General features: G+C 76.0%; 18 protein-coding genes and 1 pseudogene. 14 read left to right on the forward strand and 5 right to left on the reverse strand.

Annotated features, from left to right (window positions below; translation table 11 throughout):
* The first annotated feature begins 101 nt into the window (after positions 1-101).
* The gene (locus HLB09_RS01285; RefSeq protein WP_212755709.1) at positions 102-1,916 is read left to right on the forward strand and encodes an alkaline phosphatase D family protein; all 1,815 of its coding nucleotides are present in this window, start codon (positions 102-104) and stop codon (positions 1,914-1,916) included.
* A 44-nt stretch (positions 1,917-1,960) separates the two neighbouring features.
* Here the strand turns inward: HLB09_RS01285 and HLB09_RS18060 are convergent, their stop codons facing one another.
* Positions 1,961-2,482: a DUF427 domain-containing protein gene (locus tag HLB09_RS18060; protein ID WP_171201610.1), complete on the reverse strand. Its 522-nt coding sequence runs from the start codon at positions 2,480-2,482 to the stop codon at positions 1,961-1,963.
* Positions 2,483-2,805: 323 nt separating this feature from the next.
* On the opposite strand from HLB09_RS18060, the gene HLB09_RS01295 reads away from it, so the two are divergent.
* Positions 2,806-3,393 (forward strand): DoxX family protein, encoded by a 588-nt coding sequence (locus HLB09_RS01295; protein WP_171201611.1) that lies wholly within the window; start codon positions 2,806-2,808, stop codon positions 3,391-3,393.
* A gap of 220 nt (positions 3,394-3,613) precedes the next feature.
* Entirely contained in the window at positions 3,614-4,594 is a 981-nt protein-coding gene (locus HLB09_RS01300; protein WP_212755711.1) for a pirin family protein, read from the forward strand.
* Positions 4,595-4,612: 18 nt separating this feature from the next.
* Here the strand turns inward: HLB09_RS01300 and HLB09_RS01305 are convergent, their stop codons facing one another.
* Both HLB09_RS01305 and HLB09_RS01310 read right to left on the reverse strand, forming a co-directional pair.
* Positions 4,613-4,999: a type II toxin-antitoxin system VapC family toxin gene (locus HLB09_RS01305; RefSeq protein WP_171201613.1), complete on the reverse strand. Its 387-nt coding sequence runs from the start codon at positions 4,997-4,999 to the stop codon at positions 4,613-4,615.
* A gap of 187 nt (positions 5,000-5,186) precedes the next feature.
* Positions 5,187-8,291, reverse strand: a complete 3,105-nt coding sequence (locus HLB09_RS01310; RefSeq protein ID WP_171201614.1) for a glycosyl hydrolase — start codon at positions 8,289-8,291, stop codon at positions 5,187-5,189.
* Between the two features lie 111 nt (positions 8,292-8,402).
* Between HLB09_RS01310 and HLB09_RS01315 the strand changes: the two genes are divergently transcribed.
* The 9 genes and pseudogenes from HLB09_RS01315 (at position 8,403) to HLB09_RS01355 (ending at position 16,898) form a co-directional block, all read left to right on the forward strand.
* The gene (locus HLB09_RS01315; protein ID WP_171201637.1) at positions 8,403-8,810 is read left to right on the forward strand and encodes a TOBE domain-containing protein; all 408 of its coding nucleotides are present in this window, start codon (positions 8,403-8,405) and stop codon (positions 8,808-8,810) included.
* Complete coding sequence (gene modA / locus HLB09_RS01320) at positions 8,807-9,616, forward strand: molybdate ABC transporter substrate-binding protein (protein WP_322789974.1); 810 nt, start codon at positions 8,807-8,809, stop codon at positions 9,614-9,616. Before HLB09_RS01315 ends, modA begins: the two co-directional genes overlap by 4 nt.
* Positions 9,613-10,428, forward strand: a complete 816-nt coding sequence (locus HLB09_RS01325) for an ABC transporter permease (RefSeq protein WP_171201615.1) — start codon at positions 9,613-9,615, stop codon at positions 10,426-10,428. Before modA ends, HLB09_RS01325 begins: the two co-directional genes overlap by 4 nt.
* Positions 10,425-11,558, forward strand: a complete 1,134-nt coding sequence (locus tag HLB09_RS01330; RefSeq protein ID WP_171201616.1) for a sulfate/molybdate ABC transporter ATP-binding protein — start codon at positions 10,425-10,427, stop codon at positions 11,556-11,558. The genes HLB09_RS01325 and HLB09_RS01330 overlap by 4 nt, the downstream gene beginning before the upstream one ends.
* Before the next feature lie 66 nt (positions 11,559-11,624).
* Entirely contained in the window at positions 11,625-12,872 is a 1,248-nt protein-coding gene (locus HLB09_RS01335) for an MFS transporter (protein WP_171201617.1), read from the forward strand.
* Positions 12,869-13,255: pseudogene (locus tag HLB09_RS20240) on the forward strand (cupin domain-containing protein). Before HLB09_RS01335 ends, HLB09_RS20240 begins: the two are co-directional and overlap by 4 nt.
* Positions 13,256-13,477: 222 nt before the next feature.
* The gene (locus HLB09_RS01345; RefSeq protein WP_344553015.1) at positions 13,478-14,095 is read left to right on the forward strand and encodes a hypothetical protein; all 618 of its coding nucleotides are present in this window, start codon (positions 13,478-13,480) and stop codon (positions 14,093-14,095) included.
* A gap of 30 nt (positions 14,096-14,125) precedes the next feature.
* Entirely contained in the window at positions 14,126-14,674 is a 549-nt protein-coding gene (locus HLB09_RS01350) for a hypothetical protein (protein ID WP_171201618.1), read from the forward strand.
* Between the two features lie 418 nt (positions 14,675-15,092).
* Positions 15,093-16,898 carry an immune inhibitor A domain-containing protein gene (locus tag HLB09_RS01355; RefSeq protein ID WP_322789976.1) on the forward strand — a complete coding sequence of 602 codons (1,806 nt, stop codon included), beginning with the start codon at positions 15,093-15,095 and terminating at the stop codon, positions 16,896-16,898.
* Positions 16,899-17,012: 114 nt separating this feature from the next.
* Here the strand turns inward: HLB09_RS01355 and HLB09_RS01360 are convergent, their stop codons facing one another.
* On the reverse strand, positions 17,013-17,870 hold the full coding sequence (locus HLB09_RS01360) for an alpha/beta fold hydrolase (protein ID WP_171201619.1): 858 nt from the start codon (positions 17,868-17,870) through the stop codon (positions 17,013-17,015).
* A 126-nt stretch (positions 17,871-17,996) separates the two neighbouring features.
* Here HLB09_RS01360 and HLB09_RS01365 point away from each other — a divergent pair, with 126 nt between their 5' ends.
* A complete protein-coding gene (locus HLB09_RS01365) occupies positions 17,997-18,863 on the forward strand; it encodes a TrmH family RNA methyltransferase (protein ID WP_212755717.1) in 867 nt (288 codons plus the stop codon).
* Between the two features lie 109 nt (positions 18,864-18,972).
* On the opposite strand, the gene HLB09_RS01370 is transcribed toward HLB09_RS01365, so the two are convergent.
* The gene (locus HLB09_RS01370) at positions 18,973-19,872 is read right to left on the reverse strand and encodes an alpha/beta hydrolase (protein WP_322789977.1); all 900 of its coding nucleotides are present in this window, start codon (positions 19,870-19,872) and stop codon (positions 18,973-18,975) included.
* A 286-nt stretch (positions 19,873-20,158) separates the two neighbouring features.
* Between HLB09_RS01370 and HLB09_RS01375 the strand changes: the two genes are divergently transcribed.
* Positions 20,159-21,619, forward strand: a complete 1,461-nt coding sequence (locus tag HLB09_RS01375) for a phospholipase D-like domain-containing protein (RefSeq protein ID WP_322789978.1) — start codon at positions 20,159-20,161, stop codon at positions 21,617-21,619.
* The last annotated feature ends 105 nt before the right edge of the window (positions 21,620-21,724 follow it).

Below are 21,724 nucleotides of genomic sequence, written 5' to 3' on the forward strand. Positions count from 1 at the left end.
CCGCGCGGGGCGTGCGTCGCCCCGCCGCGCCCCGCGCGGCCCGGGTCACCCCGACGGGTGGTCCCTGCGCCGACCGCAGGGCCGCCTGCGACCATCGGCGCGTGACGACGAGCGACCCGGCGGTCCCCCACGAGGACGGGGACGGCGACGACGCGGACACCCTGGACGCCGCCCCACCCGGCACGCAGGTCAAGGGGCCGCTCGTGCTCGGCCCGCTGCTGCGCCACGTCGACAGCACGAGCGCGACGGTGTGGGTGGAGACGGCGAGACGGGGCGAGGTCGTCGTCCGGGCCGGGGGCGCCGTCGGCCGCGACCGCACCGTGACGGTCGGCGGCCACCACTACGCGCTCGTCGTCGTCGAGGGCCTCGAGCCGGACCGGCAGGTGCCCTACGTCGTCGAGCTCGACGGCGAGCGGGCGTGGCCGCGGCCCGACGACCACCGTCCGGGGCCGGTCGTGCGGCCGCTGCCGGCGCCCGGCGACGCCACCCGCAGCTCCGGGGGCGACCCCCGGCTGCGCATCGCCCTCGGCTCCTGCCGCGTGGACCGGCCCATGGAGCCGCCGTACACGCGCACCGTGCGCGAGCATCCCGAGGGCGTCGGCGTCGACGCCCTCGTCGCCCTGTCCGCCGAGTGCCAGGCCGGCCGGGAGCTGCCGGACCTCCTCCTGCTCCTCGGCGACCAGGTCTACGCCGACGAGGGCCTGTCGCCCTACCTCCGCGAGCGCATCCGCGACAAGCGCGGGGACGCCGACCCGCAGGGCGAGATCGGCGACTTCGAGGAGTACACCTGGCTGTACCGCGAGAGCTGGGCCGACCCGGAGGTGCGCTGGCTGCTCGCCACCACGCCGACGGCGATGATCTTCGACGACCACGACGTCCGCGACGACTGGAACACCTCGCGCACGTGGCGCGAGCAGGTCCAGCGGCTGCCGTGGTGGCGCGAGCGCATCGTCGGCGCCTACGCGGCCTACTGGCTGCACCAGCACCTGGGCAACCTCATGCCCTCGCGGCTCGCGGAGGACGAGCTGTGGGCCCGGGTGCGCGAGGTCGGCCGCGACGGCGACGCGGCGGAGGTACTGCGGGAGTTCGCCGTCGCCGCGGACGAGCAGATCGACGGCGGCGGCACCTCGGAGTGGTCCTACGTCCGCGACCTCGGGCGGACGCGCCTGGTCGTCGTCGACACGCGCTCGGGCCGCGTGCTCTCCGAGGAGCACCGCTCGATGCTCGACGAGCAGGAGTGGGCCGACGTCGAGGAGCACCTCACCGGCGACGTCGACCACCTGCTCGTCGCCGCCTCGCTGCCGGTGCTGCTCGAGCCGGCGCTGCACGACGTGGAGCTCTGGAACGCCGAGACGGCGTCGGCCGGCGCGTGGGGCGAGCGCTTCCGCCCGCACGCCGAGGCCCTGCGCCAGGCGGTGGACCTCGAGCACTGGGGCGCCTTCGAGTCCTCCTTCCACCGCCTGGTCGACCGGCTCGGTGACGTCGCGGCCGGCCGGCTCGGGCGGGCGCCGAGCTCGGTGCTCATGCTCTCGGGCGACGTCCACCACGGCTACGTCGCGCCGCTGCGCTACCCCGTCGAGCGCGGGGTGCGCTCCCCCGTCGTGCAGGTCGTCAGCTCGCCGCTGCGCAACGCGCTGCCGAAGGGCCTCCCCGCGATGTTCCGCTTCCTGCACACGCCGCCGGCGCGGCTGCTCGGCCGCCTGCTGCGGCGCTCGGTCGGCGCGGCGCCGCTCGGCGTCACCTGGCGCTCCACCACCGGGCCGATGTTCGGCAACGGCTTCGCCACGCTGGAGCTCACCGGCCCCGGTGCCCGGGTCGTCTTCGAGAAGGCCGAGCCGGGGCGCGGGCCGGGCACCGACGTCAGGCGCCCCGACGACGTGCGCCTGCGGCGCGACCGCGAGGTGCTGCTGGCCTGAGCGCTCGTCGGCCGCGTCCGGCGGCGCGGGGGCGGCCGACCGGGTCACCAGCCCCAGGTGCCGGGGCCGCCCTTGAAGGGGCCGACGACGTCGTCCGTCACCCAGCCGCCGTAGAAGCCGCCCTCCTGCGGGCGCACGCGCTCGCCGTCGACCGTCGCGACGACCTGCGACGGCGTGAAGGCGATGGCGCCCGCCAGCTCGCGGAAGCGCGACGTCGGGTCCTCGTAGCTCCAGGCGGCCGCGCGGCGCGGCTCCCCGCGGCCGCCGGGCTCGGCGACGTCCCAGTACGTCGCCCGCCCCTTCCACTCGCACGTCGTCGCCGGGGCGTCCGAGAGGGCGAGGACGCCGTCGGCGACGTCCTCGCGCGGCACGTACCAGGTCGGCGGGTGGCTCGTCTCGAGCACGCGCCAGGCGCGGCGGGTGGTCGCGAGCAGGGGGCCGTCGTCGGACAGGCGCACCTCGACGAGGCGCTCGCTGCGGACGAGGGCGGGCGGGCGCGGGTAGTCCCAGACGGACTCCTGGCCGGGGCCGGGCGCGACGGGCTGGGGGCGGCGGGCGGGGCTCACCGGGCGAGTCTGCGCCGACGTCGCCGGACCGGCGCGGGCGGGCGCTGCCGGCCGGGGCGTGCGAGCGTGGCAGGCGGCGAGCGACGGTGGCCGCACCCGGCGGTCAGCGAGCGGAGCGACGCTCCGCGGGGACGGACGGGCGCTCCGCCCCCTCGCGGAGCAACGCTCCGGACGCTCGTCCGCGACGGCTGCTTGTGCGCTCAACTAGATCGACGTACCGTCATCGGCGGCGCCACCGACGTCGCCGACACCGACCACGGACCGCCTGCCGGCGGCCACGAACGGTCGACCGGCGCACGTCGCCGCGTCGGCGAGGAGAACCCATGACGCACCACCGCAGCAAGCGCACCGACCTCGGCCTCCTGGCGCTGCGCGCCGGCGTCGGCGGCACGCTCTTCGCCCACGGCGCCCAGAAGCTCTTCGGCTGGTTCGGCGGCTACGGCCTCGAGGCCACCGGCGGGGCCATGGAGTCCATGGGCTTCGCCCCCGGCAAGCGCAGCGCCCTCATGGCGGGCCTCGGCGAGGCGGGCGGCGGCGCGGCCCTCGCGCTGGGCCTCGCGACGCCGGCGGCCGGCGCTGCGGCCGCCGCCACCATGACGACGGCCGGCACCGTGCACGGTCCCGCCGGCTTCTGGGTGACCGACGGCGGCTTCGAGTACAACGCCGTCCTCGCGACGGTCGGCTCGGCCCTCGCCGTCGCCGGCCCGGGCCGCTACTCCCTCGACCACGCCCTGGGCCACAAGCTCGACAAGCCGTGGATGGCCGCCGTCGCGCTGCCGCTCTTCGGCCTGGCCGCCGCCCACGTCATCACCCAGCGCCGCAAGGCCGTCGCCGCGGCCGCCGCGCAGCAGCAGACGAGCGGCGCCGAGCAGGTCGCCGCCGCCGAGCAGGCGGAGTCCACCGGCGCCTGAGCGTCACCGCGCGGGGCGGGTCTCCAGCCGCCCGCCCCGCGCCCACCTCCGGGGCGAACAGGCGACGACTCGCCCCCTCGACGCCCCCTCCGAGGGCGAACAGGCGACGACTCGCCCCTCGACGCCCCCTCCAAGGGCGAACAGGCGACGACTCGCCCCCTCGTGCCCGGGTGCGACGTCGTCCACCATGGACGCCAGGCCACCCCCGCAGGAGGACGTCGTGAGCGACCTCGACACCCGCCCCACCGAGCACGCGGTGCCCGCCGAGCCGATGGGCGCGGCCGGGGGCCCGCGGCGCGAGCTCCTCACCGCCCGCAAGGTGCCGCTGGGCGGCGTCCGGGGCACGGAGGTCGAGCGGACACTCCCCCAGCGCGACGTCCCGACCGTCGGCGCGTGGTGCTTCGTCGACCGGTACGGCCCGTCGACGGCGCCCATGCGCGTCCTGCCCCACCCCCACACCGGGCTGCAGACCGTCACGTGGCCGCTGTCCGGCCCGATCCGCCACCGCGACAGCACCGGCAGCGACGTCGTCGTGCGCCCCGGCGAGCTCGACCTCATGACCGCCGGGCACGGCGTCTCGCACTCGGAGATCGCCGACGACGGCGCCGAGCTGTCCGGCGTCCAGCTGTGGATCGCCCTGCCGGACGAGGTGCGCCACCAGGCCCCGCGCTTCGAGCAGCACCGCCACCTGCCCGTGCTACGGGGGCCGGCGTCGGCGAGCACGGTCATGGTCGGGCGGCTCGGCGACGCGGAGTCCCCGGCGCTCGTCCACACCCGCGCGCTCGCGGCCGACGTCGCGCTGCGCCCGGGCACCACGGTGCTGCCGCTCGACCCGCGCGACGAGCACGCCCTCCTGCTCCTGACGGGTGACCCGGCCGACCTCGACGTCGACGGCGCACCCCTGCTGCCGGACGGCGCCCGCCCCGGCCTGCTGCACCTCGGCACCGGCCGCACCGAGCTCGCGCTCGAGGCCCGCGGCGACGTGCGCGTGCTCCTGCTCGGCGGCGAGCCCTTCCGCGAGGACCTGCTCATGTGGTGGAACCTCGTCGCCCGCACGCACGAGGAGGTCGTGGCCGCTCGCGAGGAGTGGGAGGAGCGCAGCGCCCGCTTCGGCGTCGTCGCGGGCCACGGCGACGCGCGCATCCCCGCCCCGCCGCTGCCGGGCGTGCGGCTGGTGCCGCGGCGGCGGAGGGACCGGTAGACCGCCCGGCGCAGGCGGTCAGCCCGGGACGACGAGCACGTCGCACCGGAGGCCGGGGGCCCGGCCGAGGCGGGCGTCTCCCGCGACCAGGGCGCACCCCAGCTCTTCCGCCAGCGCGACGTACGTGGCGTCGTAGGCGCTGACGTTCCCGCGCAGCTCCCACACCCGGTCGAGCAGCCCCACCGCGGGGTGCCGCGTCACCCCCACGCGACCCCACGTGACCAGGGCGCGCCGGCCGTCGTCGACGGCGAGGCGCCCGGCCGAGACGTGCCGGCGCAGGACGCCCGCCATCTCGCTGTCCGCCAGGTGGGGCACGTGGAGGACCTCCGTCGCCATGAGCGCACGGGCGTCCCCGTCACCGAGGAGCCTGTGCACCGCCGCCGAGGCGTCGAGCACGACGGCCACCGGTCAGCGTCCCTCGCGCGCCGCGTCCAGGGCGTCGACCGAGGCGGACGGCCGGACGCCGAGGTCCGGGAGGTCGTGCAGCAGCGCCACGGACACCGGTGCCCCGCGGCCCGGGACGCTCCCGGACGCGGACGGCCGCCCTACCCCGGGTCCGGGGTGGGGCGGCCGCCCGCCGTTCCGTGCGCGCTCAGCCCAGCGGGGTGCTCGCGTACGGGATGAGCTGCACGGGGCCGAGGAGGCCCTGCGCCTGCGTGCGCGCGCTCGTCCCGTTGATCGCGGTGACGGCGTTGCGCAGGGTCGACGCCAGCTCGATGGACAGCTCGTTCTCGCCCTCGACGAGCAGGGACGAGACGTCGACCTGGCGGCCGGCGACGCTGTCCGGCGCCACGAGCTCGCCGTTCAGCCGCACCTTCACGCTGCCGTGGACCTCGCCGAGGCTGAGGTAGGCCCCAGCGCCCTCGGCGAAGAGCTCGGACGGCGCCGAGAAGGTGCCCGTGTAGGTCGCGACGCCGGCGGCGTCCTGCAGGCCCTCGATGTCGCGCCAGTCCTGCAGGAAGCCGTTGGGCAGGGAGAGCGCGACGTCCTCCACGCCCTCGGGGCCGGAGCGGTCGAGCGAGAGGTCCCAGCTGCGCGGCCCGATGCCGGCGTACGGCGCCGCCGGCTCGTCGACGACGGCCCTCGTCGTGCTGCCGTCGGCGAGGGCGACCTCGTGGACGCCCGACCTCGTCGCGCGCAGGACGAGGCCGTCACCGGTGACCCGCACGTCGAGCACCTCGTCGGTCGAGGTGACGTGGGGGCCGGGCTGGGCGTCGCGGTCGAAGGCGATGACGGCGCTGCCGAGGCCGTCGAGCCGCAGCGGGACGGTCGTGCGCCCGTCGGCCTGGGAGAACTGGCCGAGCGGCGTGATGGACCCGTCGGCGAGGTCCATGGTCGACGGCGCGCCCACGGAGGCGAAGGACGGCGTCACCTCCACGGCGTCGGTGGACGGGTTGTAGAGGTAGTAGTAGTCCGTCTCCGCGGTCTGCCGCGCCTGGGTGAGGACGGGGGAGTCGTCCATCGCGACGCGCGGGACCACGCCGGCGCCCTCGAGGGCGGAGGCGACCTCGGCGGGCGTGGCCACCTGCATGACGGTGTCCATGCCCAGCAGCCGGTCCATGTTGCGCCGGACGCGGCGGTCGGCCACGTCGCCACCCTCGAGCGAGCTGGCGCGCGACGGGGCGTCGCCGACGACGACGACGTGCAGGCCGCGCCGCGCCTGGCTCACCAGCGCCTGAGCGGACTCCTCGGTGATGTCCTCGGTGTCGAGCACGAGCGCCCGGTAGGACGAGCTGCCCGGGAAGAGGACGCCGCGGCGGCCGGCGGCCTCGTCGACGATCCCCTGCGGGTCGAGGTACTGGACGCTGTAGCCCTCGCGCTCGAGGGGAGCCGTGTCGTACAGCTTCCGCGGTGCGCCGTACTCGTCGCGCAGCGGGTTGCGACCGCGGGCCGTCGTCGTGAGGAACCCGTCGCGGTAGACGGCGACGTCCGTGCGCGGGGTGCCCGCCTCGAGGACGTAGGTGCCGCGCGCCCAGTAGTCGGTGAGCCCCGGCCAGTGCTGGTGCTGCGGGAAGTCGTCGTTCCAGCTCTCCGCCGTGACGTCGCCGAAGCGGGTGGTGCCGGGCCAGCGGTCCTCGCCGGTGTCGTACTGGTAGCCGTGGAGGAAGGGCAGCGTGATGCCGGCCGCCCACTCCTTGTCCATGAAGCCCTTGTAGTCCGCGAGGTTGAACTCGTAGGTCTTGAAGTACTGGGCTCCCAGCTCGGTGGAGATGCGCGTCGCCCCGCCCTGGTGGGCTCCGCCGACGAGCGTGCGCTGGTGGTCCAGCGAGTAGCGCCAGAGCGGGTTGTCCTCCTGGTCCCACGGGATGCGGTCGCCCGAGTTGAAGGACTCGCTCTCGACGCGGCCGCCGTCCTGCGCCAGCTCGCGGGCGCTGCGCACCGGCTCGAGCGGGAGGCCGTAGGCCACCTGGTTCTTGAAGTCCATCCCGAACCCGTCGGCCCAGTCCTGGAAGGCGAGCATGTGGGCGTCGACGTAGAGGTCGGTGATGGTCGTGTAGTAGTCGTCGCGGACCTTCTCGCCGTCCGCGTCCGGGGTGTCGAAGTCGGGGACGGGCTCGTCCGCCGGCCCCGGCACCCAGTAGTTCGTCATGCCGTGCTCGTACATGAGCGGCAGGTACTTCGTGGGCGAGTACCCGCGGCGCTCCTTGAACTGCTCGGCCATGTCGGGCGACCAGTAGAGCGAGACGGCGCTGTGCTCGAGGGAGTCCTCGAAGAGTGCGCCGCCCGCCTGCCGCAGCGCCTCGACGTTCTCGGGCCCGATCTCGTTCTCGACGAGGTACTCGCCGGCGGCCCGGGCGGACTCCGCGTAGAAGTGGTTCATCACCGACTCCTCCGCGTCGCGCGCCCAGTAGGCGAAGACGATCCAGTCGCCCTCGGGCGCCGTCCACGTGAGCGCGTCGCCCTCGACCTCGTCGGTGAGGTCGACGAGCGAGTCCGGGTCGAGGACGGTCGAGCGCTCCGGCCCCGCGATGGGGTTGCCGAAGCGGGGCTGCTGCTCCTCGGGCAGGAGCCGGGCGGGCTCGTGCCGCTCGAGGACGCGCGCGGCGGAGACGCCGACGACGCGGCCCTGCTTCTCGTTCTCCGGGTCGTCGAAGGGCCGGGGCAGGGGGCCGTCGAACGTCGAGCCGCCGGCGACGTCCGCGCGCCCGTAGATGAGCTCGGTCTGCGACAGGCCCGTCCCCGCGCCGGTGTTCGGCGTGCGGATCGGCCAGGCGGCCCCGAGGGTCACGTCCACCGACATGCCCAGCTCGTTCGCCCGGTCGACGGCGACCCGCAGGTTGTCGCGCTGCTCCTGGGTCGCCCACTCGTCGGCGTCGAAGGCGACCTCGAAGCCGCCGAAGCCCGCCTCGTGCAGCGAGTCGACCTCCGCCCGCGTCCGCTCGGGCGTGAGCGTCTCGCCCCACCACCAGCGGGTCCGGGGCCGGACCTCCTCGGGCGGCTCGGCGAAGGTGCCGGGGTGCGTCAGCGGGTCCTCGAGGCCGGTGTCGAGGAGCGTGGAGGCCGCCGGGGCGGCATCGCCCCGTGCCGCAGGCGCCGCCTCGGCCGGAGCCTGCGCGGGACGCGCCGCCACGCCGGTCGTCATCGTCGCCGCCATCACCGCAGAGGTGGCGGTGGCCAGCACCATCACGATGGATCGTTTCATCTCGACGCTCACGTCCTTGTGCTCGAGGGGGTGGGGACGCGCGGAGATTGGCACGTCTGCCCTGACTTGTGAAGAGCGCCGGACTGGCCCCCTCTCCTCGGTGACGCGCGCACCGGGCGGAGGTCGCGCTCCCATGGCCGCATGTACGGCAGTAATCTTGTTTTCGTGCCGCACTTCCGGATCCGCGACGCCGCCGATCTCCTCGGCGTCAGCGACGACACCGTGCGCCGCTGGGTCGACACGGGTGCGCTCGACGCGGGGAAGGACGTCGCCGGTCGCCTCGTCGTCGACGGCGCCGCCCTCGCCGCTCACGCCCGCGAGCACGCCGGCGCCCCGGCGAGCGACCCGACCGGCGTCGCGCGCTCGGCGCGCAACCGCTTCGTCGGGCTCGTGACGCGCGTCGTCGTCGACGGCGTCATGGCGCAGGTCGAGGTGCAGTGCGGCCCGCACGCCGTCGTCTCGCTCATGAGCGCCGATGCCGCCCGCGAGCTGGCGCTCGAGCCGGGAGCGGTCGCGGTCGCCGTCGTCAAGGCGACGACGGTCGTCGTCGAGACGCCGCGGGGCGCGTCGTGAGGACGGCCGCAGGCGTCGTCGCCGTCGCCGCCCTCCTGCTCGCCGCGTGCGGCGGCGGCGACGCCGCCCCGCCCGACACCGCGCCCGCCGGGGCGACGGCGCCCGCCCCCGCCGCCGACGGCCTCGACGGCACGCTCACCGTCTTCGCCGCGGCGTCGCTCACGGAGGTCGTCGGCGAGCTCGCGACGGTCATGGAGCAAGAGCACCCCCGCCTCACGGTGCGGACGTCGTTCGCTGGCTCCTCCGACCTGGCCGCGCAGGTCGAGCAGGGCGCGCCCGCGGACGTCCTCGCGACGGCCGACGAGCGCACGATGCAGCGGGTCGTCGACGCCGGGCTCGCCGCGGACCCCGTGCCCTTCGCGACGAACACGCTGGCCGTCGTCACGCCGCCCGACGACCCCGGCGGCGTCGCCTCCTTCGCCGACCTGGCGCGGTCCGGCCTGGCCGTCGTCGTCTGCGCGCCGCAGGTGCCGTGCGGCGCGGCGACGGAACGGCTCGAGCAGCTGACGGGCACGACCCTGACGCCGGTCAGCGAGGCCGGCTCCGTCACCGACGTCCTCGGCGCGGTGACGAGCGGCCAGGCCGACGCCGGCGTCGTCTACGCCACCGACGCACGCCGGGCGGGCGACGCCGTCCGCACCGTCGCGGTGCCCGCGGCGGACGGCGCCGTGAACACCTACCCCGTCGCGGTGCTCGACGACGCCGCCGAGCCCGCGGCCGCGCGGGCCTTCGTCGACCTCCTCACCGGGCCCGAGGGGCGGGAGGTGCTGGCGCAGGCCGGCTTCGGCGCGCCCGACGGGTCGTGAGCCCGGTCCCGCGCAGGGCGGCGCGGCGTCCCGCGAGTGCCGGTGCCGAGCTGCCGCGCTGGGTGCTCGCACCCGCGGCGGTCGGCGCCCTGCTCGTGCTGCTGCCGCTCGCGGCGCTCGTGCTGCAGGTCGACTGGGCCGACCTCCCGGCGCTGCTGTCGAGCGAGGCGTCCCGCGCGGCGCTGGCCCTCAGCCTGCGCACGTCGGCCGCGGCGACGGCGCTGTGCGTGCTGCTCGGGGTGCCGATGGCGCTCGTCCTCGCGCGCACGTCGCTGCCCGGGCTGCGGGTGCTGCGCTCCCTCGTGCTCCTGCCGCTCGTCCTGCCCCCGGTCGTCGGCGGGCTCGCGCTGCTCCACGCCTTCGGCCGGCGCGGCCTCCTCGGCGGGCAGCTCGAGGCGCTCGGCGTCTCGATCGCCTTCACCACGGCGGCGGTCGTGCTCGCGCAGACCTTCGTCGCGCTGCCCTTCCTCGTCGTCAGCCTCGAGGGGGCGCTGCGGACGGCCGGCCGCCGCCACGAGGAGGTCGCCGCCGTCCTCGGCGCCGGCCCCTGGACGGTGCTGCGGCGCGTGACGCTGCCGGTCGTCCTGCCCGGGCTCGCCTCCGGGGTGGTGCTGTCCTTCGCCCGAGCGCTCGGGGAGTTCGGCGCCACCCTGACCTTCGCCGGCAGCCTGCAGGGGACGACGCGGACGCTCCCCCTCGAGGTCTACCTGCAGCGCGAGACCGACCCGGACGCCGCCGTCGCGCTCGCGCTGCTCCTCGTCGTCGTCGCCGCGGTGGTCGTCGTGGCCGTGCGCGGGCGGCCGGCGCTGTGAGCGCCTGCGAGGCGGCCGGTCTCGACCTGCACGCCGGCGTCGACGCGCGCGACCTCGAGGTCGAGCTGGCCGTCGCGCCGGGCGAGGTCGTCGCCCTCCTCGGCCCGAACGGCGCGGGGAAGTCGACGGCGCTCGGCCTCGTCGCCGGGCTGCTGCGCCCCGACCGCGGGCGCGTCGTCCTCGACGGTGACGTCCTCGCCGACGCCGGCGACGACGGCGCTGGGGAGGGCGGGCGCCCGCGCACGTGGGTGCCGCCGCACCGGCGTCGCACGGCGCTGCTCGCGCAGGACCCGCTGCTCTTCGGCCACCTCACCGCCCTCGAGAACGCCGCCTTCGCACCACGAGCCCGCGGGGCTGGCCGGACCGACGCCCGCACGACGGCGAGGCGCTGGCTCGACCGGGTCGGCGCCGGCGACCTCGCCGACCGCCGCCCCGCGCAGCTCTCCGGGGGGCAGGCCCAGCGGGTCGCCCTCGCGCGGGCGCTCGCCGCGGAGCCGCGGCTGCTCCTCCTCGACGAGCCGCTCGCCGCCCTCGACGTCGCCGCGGCCCCGGCGCTGCGCCAGCTGCTGCGCGAGGTCCTGCGAGCGGAGGGCCGCTCCGCCCTCCTCGTCACGCACGACCCGCTCGACGTCCTCGCGCTCGCCGACCGCGCCGTCGTCCTCGAGCACGGCCGCGTCGTCGAGACGGGGACCGCCGCCGACGTCCTCGCGACTCCCCGCAGCGCCTTCGCGGCGCGCCTGTCCGGGCTCACCGTCCTGCGCGGCACCGCCGAGGCCGGCGGGCTGCGCACGGACGACGGCCGCCTCGTCCCCAGCCGCCTCGCTGACGGCGTCCGGCCCGGCGACGCCGCGCTCGTGCACCTGGCGCCGCAGGACCTCGTGCCCGCCGCGGACGACCAGTCCGCCGCCGTCCTGCTGAGGGTGGCGGGCCTCGAACCCCGGGGTGGCGTGGTGCTCGTGCGCGGCGAGGACGCCGACGACGGGTGGCCGGGCGCCGTCGTCGCGCTGCCCGCCGGCCGTGCTGCAGCCCTCGGCCCCGGCGACCGCCTGGGGCTCGACCTCGGGGCAGCAGCGACCGTCCGGGCGGGCGCGCCCGAGGGCCGCCGCGGAGGACCTGTTCGACGCTCGTGACCGTGCACGGTCACCGCCGTCGACCAGGTCTCCGGACGCCGCTCGGCGGCTCAGTACGGTGCCGCGGTGACGCTGCCCGGCCCGCCCACCACGGGCGCGCCCCTCCGGACGGCGGACCGCCTCCCGCTCGGCACGCTCCTGCTGCTGGCGGCCGTGGTCTTCGCGGCCGTCACCACGGAGGTGCTGCCGGTCGGGCTCCTGCCCCAGCTGGCACGGGACTTCGGCGTCGACGAGGCGGCCATCGGCACGTGGGTGTCGGCCTACGCCGTCGTCGTGGCGGTCGGGGCGCTGCCGGTGACGGCGCTCGTCGCGCGCTGGCCGCAGCGGCGGGTGCTCGTCGGGCTCGCGCTGCTCTACGCCGTCGGCACGCTCGCCGTCGCCCTCACCGACGACCACCGGTGGGCGCTGGCCGCCCGGCTGCTCTGCGGGCTGGCGCACGCCGCCGTCTTCTCCGTCGTCGTCGCCGTCGCGGTCGCGGTGACGCCGCCCCGGCGGGTGGGGCGGGCCGTCGCCCTCGTCAACAGCGGCGTCGCGCTGGCCCTCACGCTCGGGGTCCCGCTGGGGACGGCCGTCGGGACGGCCCTCGGGTGGCGGTGGGCCTTCGCCGGCGTGGCCCTCGTCCTGGCCGGGCTCGCCGTCGCGGCGGCCCTCGTCCTCCCGGCGGACGCCCCGCAGCCCCGCGCCTCGGGGGCGCCGCCCGCCCGCCCCTCGGTGCTGGGAGAGCTGCGCCGGCCGGCCCTGCTGCTCGTCGCCGGGGTGACGGTCGTGCTCATGGTCGGTCACTACGGGACCTACACCTACGTCACGCCGCTGGTGCTGCAGGCCGGCGTCCCGACGGCGCTCGTCAGCCTCGTGCTGCTGGGGTACGGCGCGGCCGGCGTCGTCGGGCTCGTCGCCGCCGGTGCCACGGGCGACCGCCACCCGGTCGCCGCCCTGCGCCTGGCCGTGGGGATCGTCGCGGCGTGCCTGCTGGCGCTCGCGCCCGCGTCGGGCTCCCCCGTCGCGACGGCGCTCGTCGTCGTCGCCTGGGGAGCCGCCTTCGGCGCGCTGCCCTCGCTCCTGCAGCTCTCGGCGCTGCGGGCGACCGCCGTGCCCGACGCCGCCCCCGCCGTCGTCAACGCGACCTTCAACGCGGGCATCGCCGTCGGCGCGTGGACGGGCGGGCTGCTGCTCGCCCGGGGCGAGGCGCTGCTGACGACGACGAGCGCGGCCCTGGCCGTCGGCGCGCTCGTCCTGACCCTCGCCCTCGGCCGCGGGCGCCGGGCGCGACCCGTCTCGCCGACCGGCCGGAGGGCTGCGAGCCTCGAGCCGTGAGCGACGGCGTGCGCAGCACCACGGGCGCCCTCGCGGCCATCACCGAGCACTGGGCGCCGCACCGGCTCGCGACCGTCGACGACCACGACGTCAAAGTCGTGAGGCTCTAGGGCGAGTTCGTCCGGCCCACCCACCCCGAGACCGACGAGTTCTTCCTCGTGCTCAGCGGCCGGCTGACGACTGAGCTGCGCGACCGCGACGTCGTCCTCGGGCCGCAGGACGTCTTCGTCGTCCTGCTCGGCGTCGCGCACCGCCCGCGAGCCGAGGAGGAGGTGCACGCCGTGCTCGTCGAGCGGGCCGGGACGGTCAGCACCGGGGACGCAGGCGGCCCGCTGACGTCGCCGCTGCGCGAGCTCCCCGGGAGCAGCGCGGAGGGGGCGTGACGACCGCGTCCTAGCGGTTCGGACGTCCGCCCGGCGTTGCAGCTCCTCGACGTGAGGAGACTATTGACAGAGCGTGACGACAGGTCGACGCTTCTCCCACCAAGCGCAGGACACGTCACTCGTCCCGGTCGATGCAGTCTTTGAAGTCCTCACATCATCACGGCCTGGTCGCGCCCGGCGTCAGGCCAGCTCCTCTTCATGAAGGAGACCGATGTGCCCAGGATGCGCGTCACCCTCGACTCCGTCACCTGTCGCGACACCGAGGACGTGACCGGTGCCGACGAGCTCTACCTCGTCGGCGCAGTGACGGCCGGCGACGAGGCCAGCACGAGGGCCATCCTCACCAGACCGTTGAGCATCGACAACGGTCAGACGTCGAAGTTCGGCGAAGGCGGCGGCACCGTCTTCGACGCGCACGTCGAGGACGGGCGCCTCCTGAAGATCGCCTTCGCCGCCATGGACGAGGACGCCGGCAAGGACTGGGCGCGCAGGGAAGAGCTGATCACCAAGGTCACGAAGAACGTCAGCGACGGCCTGAGGGCCAGCGGCAACCCGCAGGCGGTCGCCGCCGCCCAGGTGCTGCCTCTCGCCGTGCAGGGCCTCGGCCTGGCGGTCCAGCTGGACGCTGACGACGAGCTCGGGCAGCACCTCTACGAGTACCCCGTCGGAGTGCGGGCGACGGTCGTGAGCACCCAGTCGGTCCCCTTCCAGAAGACGACGGGCAGATGGGGCTGGTCGACGTGGCAGTACACGGTGACCTACCACATCGTGACGGGAGACGTGGACCTCGAGTGGTGGCTGGCGGAACGCGCGCGCAGAAGACGCGAGGCCGGTTTCTGACGCATCCACCGCACTCTCCGGGAGCAAGAAGTGTCCGCCTCGCAGCAAGAACGAAGACCAGCGCCTCGACAGCGCCGGAAGCAGCAGAAGACCAACCAGGCGATCACGGATCTCCTGCAGAGCATCGACCGGTCCCTCCCGCGTGAGGGCCGGCTCGTCGCCCAGGCGGACCAGGAGCTCGCTCGCTGGGCTGTGGAAGCTGACGCCCGCGTCTCCCGCCGCAAGAGGAGCAGCGGCTTCTGGCGCGTCTTCGGCCGGGTGAAGGACGTCTACCTGCTCGTCTACGGCTTCTTCGCGGGGGCCTCCGGTCTCAGCGTCCTCGTCGACAGGCAAGCACTCGACGGCGGGACGGTAGCGCTCCTCCTCGTCGTCGGAGGTGCCCTCAACGCCGGCATGGGCTTCGCCAACGCGAAGGAGCTCTCCCAGGACCGTTATCGCGCCGCCTCGGACTGGGCCGACTTCGCGTCGAAGGCGTCAGCCGCCTTGGCGGAGGACCTGGGCCCGAAACTCGAGCAGCGCGAGCAGCTGCGCGCGGAGAAGCGGCGGATCGAGGTCCAGGACCGAGACGAGACGCTCTGAGGCACCACGGGCAGGACCACCTGCTGCGGGGCGAGGCCAGTCCGGCGGTGACGAGACCGACCGCCGTCGAGACGTCGGTGTCCAGGGTGGTCCGGATCGACAGGACGCCCAGCACGAGGACGACCGCCGCGACCACCGGCAGGCCCTGGTGGGCTCAGAACACCGCTGGTCCGCGACGTCGATGTCGAGCGCCCGGCGGACGACGACGAGCGCCCGCGCCAGGCCGAGCCTACGGCGGGCCGGCTCGGCCCCCGGCGGCCGCCGATCTGCGAGGGGGGTCTCGACACACCGTCGATCGTGTGGTCGGGTAGCACGTCGGCGGGAACGAAGCATCCCGAAACGGACGGATGCTGCTGCCCACCCGCAGCACCCCCGCCGCAGGACGACCCGTCCACGACCCCTTCTCCGGAGGACCCCCGTGCGCCGTAGCACCCTCGCGGTCGTCGGCGGGGCGGCAGCAGCCGCCCTGCTCGCGACCACCGTCTCGTCCACCGCCGTCGCGGCCCCCGCCTCGGGCGCCCCCGCCGCCGCGCCCGCCCCGCAGGGCGCCGAGCGCGTCGACGACCGGCCGGACCCCGTCGTCGCCGAGCAGCGCGCCCTGCAGCAGGAGGCCGTCTCGATGGTCCTCTCGGGCGAGGCGACGCCGCAGCAGCGCGGCGGTGGGAAGTCCGTGCGCGTCGCCCCCGGCCAGTGGGTGCAGTACGGCACGCAGAAGACCGACCAGCTGCTCACCTTCCTCGTCGAGTTCGGCGACCAGGCCGACCCGCGCTTCCCCGACGCCCCGGCGTCCGGGCCGGAGGCCGGCCAGATCCCCGAGCCGGACCGCAGCGTCGACAACTCGACGTACTGGGAGGCCGACCTCGGCCGCGACCACTTCATGGACATGTTCTTCGACGCCCGCGGCGACGGCGGCGACTCCTTCAAGGGCGTCTACGAGGAGCTCTCCAGCGGCCGCTACACGGTCGAGGGCGACGTCAGCGACTGGGTCACGGTGCCCTACAGCTCCGCGAGCTACGGCATGACCGAGAGCCAGACGGACATGACGCGCTTCATCCAGGACAGCGCGGACGCCTGGTACGCCGACCAGCTCGCCACGGGGAAGACCCCGGCCGAGGTCGACGAGTACCTCGCGACCTTCGACCAGTGGGACCGCTACGACTACGACGGCGACGGCGTCTTCGACGAGCCCGACGGCTACATCGACCACTTCCAGGCGGTCCGCGCCGGCGAGGACGAGTCCGCCGGCGCCCCCGAGTGGATGATCTGGGCGCACCGCTGGTCGGTCGGCCAGCGCGGCTACGGCACCGACGGCCCCGACTTCAACAAGTTCGGCGGCGTGCAGGTCGGCGAGTCCAGCTTCTGGATCCGCGACTACACGACGGAGCCGGAGAACGGCGGCCTCGGCGTCTTCGCGCACGAGTACGCCCACGACCTCGGCCTGCCCGACCTCTACGACACCAGCGGCGGCGAGAACGGCACCGGCTTCTGGACCCTCATGAGCTCCGGCTCGTGGCTGGGCGACGGCGACGGCGCCATCGGCACCGTGCCGAACCACATGGGCGCCTGGGAGAAGCTGCAGCTCGGGTGGCTCGACTACGAGGTCGCCCGCGCCGGTGAGAAGTCGACCCACCAGCTCGGCGTCGCCGAGCACGCGACGAAGAAGCCGCAGGCGCTCGTCGTCGACCTCGGCCCCGACGCCGCGGGCAACGACCGCTTCTACCTCGCGGAGAACCGCCAGTACGTCGGCTACGACCGCACCCTGGCCACCGGCCCGTACAACTTCGGCTGGCCGCTCTCCTCCCCCGACCGCGTCGAGCACTTCCCGTACCAGAACGGCCTGTCCGTGACGTACTGGAACACCGCCTTCACGAACAACCAGACCCTGCGCCACCCGGGTGAGGGCCTGGCCCTGCCCGTCGACGCCCGGCCCGCCGCCCTGCGGTGGTCGGACGGCACGGTGGCCCGCAACCGGATCCAGACCTTCGACGCCACCTTCGGCACCGAGGCCACGGACCCGATCAGCCTCCACCGCGAGACCGCGGCGGGCATGACGACGCTCGACGTCCCGTCGCGGCCGGCCGTCTCGGTCTTCGACGACTCCGACCCCATGGCGTACTACGACCCGGCCGCCCCGCAGAACAGCGTCAAGGTGGCCGGCACGGGCACGCAGATCCGCGTCGTCCAGGCCAACCGCAACGGGTTCATGACCGTCCAGGTCCGCTGACCCGACGCCCCGCCGGGGCGAGCACCACCACCCAGCACCACGACGACAGGGCCCCCGCCCCGACCGCACCGGTCGGGGCGGGGGCCCTCCTCGCGTCGGGAGCGGCCGGCCTCGTCAGCTCGCGCGCGCCGCCGTCGTCTCGCCGCCGAGGAAGTCGAGCAGCGCGCGGTTGAACTCGCGCGGGTGCGAGGCGTTGACCCCGTGCGGGCCGCCCTCGATGACGACGAGCTCGGCGCCCTCGACCATCTCGGCGGTGCGCTCGCCGCTCACCTCGAAGGGCACGACGGCGTCGCTGTCGCCGTGGACGACGAGCAGCGGCAGGTCGAGCGCGCGGACGTCGTCGCGGAAGTCGGTGCGGCCGAAGGCGGCGATGCACGCGTGGGTCGCCCGGGGCGAGGCCGCCTGCGCGAGGGTCCACGCGAAGCGCCGCTGGGCGTCGCTGACGACGACCTCGTCGCCCGCGGTGAAGAAGCTCTCGACGAAGGTCTCGAGGAAGGCCGGGCGGTCGGTCGCGACCCCCTCCTCGAACTGCCCGATCGTCGCCTCGTCCAGCCCGCCGTCCGGGTTGTCGTCCGTCTGGAGCAGGTACGGCGGCACGGCGGCGGCGAGCACGGCTCGGGACACGCGCTCGGTGCCGTACCGGGCGAGGTAGCGCACGACCTCGCCGCCGCCCATGGAGAAGCCGACGAGGGCGGCGTCGCGCAGGTCGAGGTGCTCGAGCAGCGCGTGGAGGTCGGCGGCGAGGGTGTCGTAGTCGTACCCGTGCCACGGGCGGGAGGAGTCGCCGAAGCCCCGGCGGTCGTAGGTGACGACGCGGTAGCCAGCGCCGACGAGCGCGGGCACCTGCGCCTCCCACGAGCGGCCCGACAGGGGCCAGCCGTGCACGAGCACCACCGGCCGGCCGGTGCCCTGGTCCTCGTAGGAGATCTCGACGTCGGTGCGGTCGTCGCGGGCGACGAGCAGCTTCGGCATGGCGGGTCCTTTCCGTGCGCGCGGGTCGGGTGCCCCGACCCCAGCACCGCGCGGCCGGGGTCGCACGCCCAGTGACGGGGACGCCCGCGCCTCCGTGGGGGCCCCGCCGTCTGGGACCCTTCGCCCGTGCCCGCCGACGTCCTGCGCATCACGACCCGCAACGCGCGCTTCCAGCAGTGGGAGGCGCTGCGCGGCAACCGCTCGAAGCGCCACCGCGCCGGGGAGATGCTCGTCCAGGGCGTGCGACCCATCACCGTCGCCCTGGAGCGGGGGTGGCCGCTGGCCGCCGTCCTCGCGCCGCTGGACCGGCGGCTGTCCCCGTGGGCGCAGGACGTGTGGGACCGCGCCGACCCCGGCGCCGTCCGGGCGCGCATGGCGCCGGAGCTGCTCGCCGTCCTCTCGGAGAAGGACGCCGAGGAGGGCGAGGACGGCGTCGAGCTCGTCCTCGTGGCGCGCACGGCGCCCGACGACCTCGACCGCATCCCCGTGGGCCCCGACGCGCTCGTCCTCGTGCTCGACCGGCCGGCGAGCCCCGGCAACCTCGGGTCGGCCGTGCGCTCGGCGGACGCGCTCGGGGCGGACGGCGTCGTCGTCTGCGGGCGGGCCGCGGACCCCACGGACTCCCGGGCGCTGCGGGCGTCGACGGGCTCGGCGCTGGCGCTGCCCGTCGTCGCGGCGCCCGCGCCGGCGGACGTGCTGGCGTGGGTGGCGCGCCACCGCGAGCGCGGCGTCCCGCTGCGCGTCGTCGGCACCGACGAGGCCGCTCCCGACGACGACCGCGGCGCCGACCTCGACGCCCTCGACCTCACCGGCCCCGTCGTCCTCGTCGTCGGCACGGAGGCCACGGGCATGAGCGCCGCATGGCGGCGCGCCTGCGACCACGTCGCGGCCATCCCCATCGGCGGCGCGGCGTCCTCGCTCAACGCCGCCGCGTCCGCGGGCGTCGCGCTCTACGAGGTGGCGCGCCAGCGCGGGTTCCCGCGACGGCGTTGACCCGCCCGCGCCCGGCGAGGTGGAGCCTGTGGTCACCGGGAGGCCCGGCTGGTGACGACAGCCTCCATCTCGACGACGCACGACGCCGGTGCAGCGCGCCCCGGCGGCGTCAGCCGCGCAGCGTCTCGACGATCCGGCGACGGGCCCGCGCGCCGCTGCGGGTCGGCAGGAGGGGGAAGACGTGCAGCCCGCCCTCGTGCTCGAGGAGGGTGACGTCGACGCCCGCCGCGCGCGCCCTCTCCGCCAGCAGGTGGGCGTCGGGGTTGAGGATGTCGCGGGTCCCCGTCAGCAGGAGCATCGGCCCGAGCCCGGCCATGTCGCCCTCCAGCGGGCTGACGCGCGGGTCGCGCAGCCGCAGGTCGCCCGCCCAGGCCTGCGCCAGCCAGCGCACGCCCTCCACGCCGAGCCAGGGGTCGGACGGCGCGACGTCGGGGATCCGCGGGTTCGAGACGGTGAGGTCGAGCGCCGGGGACACGAGCACCGTCCGCAGGTCCCGGAGGCCCCGGTCGCGCAGGAGCAGGGCCGTCGACAGGGCGATCTGGCCGCCCGCCGAGTCGCCCGCCAGGACGACCTCGTCCCCCGCGGCGGACAGGCGCTCGACCAGCCCCGCGGCGATGTCGACGGCCTCCCGCGCGCTGCCGTGCGGCAGCAGCGGGTAGATCGGCACGGTGACGGCCGCGTGCGCCTCGGCGGCCATCTGGGTGACGAGCGACCAGTGCCACCGGCTGATCTCGTGCACCCAGCCGCCGCCGTGCGCGTAGAGCACCCGCACGCGGGGTGGCCCGTCCGTGGGCGCCACGGTGTGGACGGGGACGCCGTCGACGCGCGACGCCGTGGTCGTGACGCCGCGACGCAGCCGCCGTGGCGGCCCGTAGGCGTGCGGCCGCACGTCGAGGGCGCGCACCTCCGCCCGCGCGGCCTCGGCGGTCGCGTAGGGCGCCGCAGCGCGGACGGCGCGGAGGACGGCGGGCACCACGCGCTCGGGCACCACGGGCTCGGGCAGCGGCACGGACGGCTCCGGAGGTCGACGAGACGGGCGACGACGCGACGCGCGACGACGGCGGACCGCCCGGTGCGGGGCACGGACCCCAGGTCGGCCGGCCCAGGGCGGTTCCGGGCTGCTCCGGGCGCGGGCTGATCCTCCCCCGGGGGCGGCCGCGCCGGCACCCCGCAGCCCCGACCGGGGCGACCGGGACGCCCAGCGCCCGTCCAGGGCGCGGACGGGCGGCGACCACCCGCGTCGGGCACCGTGTCCTCCTCCGGGCGGCACCTCGCCGTCCGCCCGAGGGGGTCTCGTGCTCGCCGAGCTGTTCCAGCTGCCCGCCCAGGTCGGGGCGGTCCTCCTCGTCGTCGACCTCGTCATCCGGGTGCTGGCCCTGCTCACCGTGCCCCGCGGCCGCCTGCCCACCTCGGGGCTCGCCTGGCTCATGGCGATCTTCTTCCTGCCGGTCGTGGGCGGGCTGGTCTACCTCGTCCTCGGGCGGGCCCGGCTGCCCGAGGAGCGCCGCGAGCACCAGGCGCGGGCCAGCGAGCGCTTCGCCCGCGGGGCGGCCGAGCTCGACGAGCTCGTCGTCCACGACCCCGAGCCGGAGTGGCTCGGCGGCCTCTCGCGGCTCATGGGCACGCTGGGGGCCTCACCGCTGCTGCGCGGTGGGCGCGTGGAGGTCGTCCTCGGCATCGAGGACCAGATCGACCACCTGGCCCGCGTCGTCGACGGCGCCCGGGAGACCCTCCACGTCGCCTTCTACACGCTGGCCCTCGACGACACGACGCGACCGGTGCTCGACGCCGTCGTGCGCGCGCGCCGCCGCGGCGTGCAGGTGCGGGTGCTCGCCGACCACCTCGGGAGCCTGCCGTACCCCGGGTGGGAGGCGGCCCGGCGCGCCCTCGACGAGGCCGGCGTCGACTGGCGCTACAGCCTGCCCGTGCAGCCGCTGCGCGGCCGCTACCAGCGCCCCGACCTGCGCAACCACCGCAAGGTCGTCGTCGTCGACCACGAGGTCGCCGTCGTCGGGTCGATGAACCTCATCGACCCGGGCTACGAGAAGCGCTCGAACCGGCGGAAGGGCCTGCGCTGGCAGGACGTCCTCGTGCACCTCGAGGGGCCGGCCGTCGCCGCGGTCGAGGCCGTCTTCGCCGCGGACTGGCGCAGCGAGGCGGGCGAGCCGCCGCCGCTCGCCGACCGGCCGCCCGCTCCCCGCGGTGACGACCTCGTCCAGGTCGTGCCGAGCGGCCCCGGCCTGGACCGCCAGAGCGCCCTGCGGATGACGACGGCGCTCGTCAGCGGCGCGCAGCGGCGCGTGGGCATCACGACGCCGTACTTCGTGCCCGACGAGTCGCTCCTGCACGCCGTGACGTCCGCGGCGATGAGCGGCGTCGAGGTCGAGCTCTTCACCGGCGAGATCGCCGACAAGGCGATCACCACCGCGGCGCAGCGCTCCTACTACGAGGCGCTGCTCTCGGCCGGGGTGAGGATCTGGCTGTACCCCGCCCCGACGGTGCTGCACGCCAAGCACATCACCGTGGACGACGACGTGGTGATGCTCGGCTCCGCCAACATGGACATCCGGTCCTTCGAGCTGGACCTCGAGCTCTCGCTCGTCGTCCGCGGCGACGGGCCGACCGCGGCCGTGCGCGACTCCGAGGAGGGCCGCCGCGAGGTCAGCCACCTGCTCACCGAGGAGGAGTGGGCGGCCCGCCCCCGGCGCCACCGCGTCGTCGAGGACCTCGCCAGCCTCACCTCGGCGCTGCAGTAGGCGGCGGGCCGGTGCGCCGGCGCTCACGGGCACCGAGCGGCGCCCCCCGACCGGGTGGACCTCCGGCGAGCGGGAAGCGCCGGGGGCGACGAGGGTGTTGCCGCT

This window comes from Pseudokineococcus marinus (assembly GCF_013004605.1).
GTDB classification, from domain to species: Bacteria; Actinomycetota; Actinomycetes; order Actinomycetales; family Quadrisphaeraceae; genus Pseudokineococcus; species Pseudokineococcus marinus.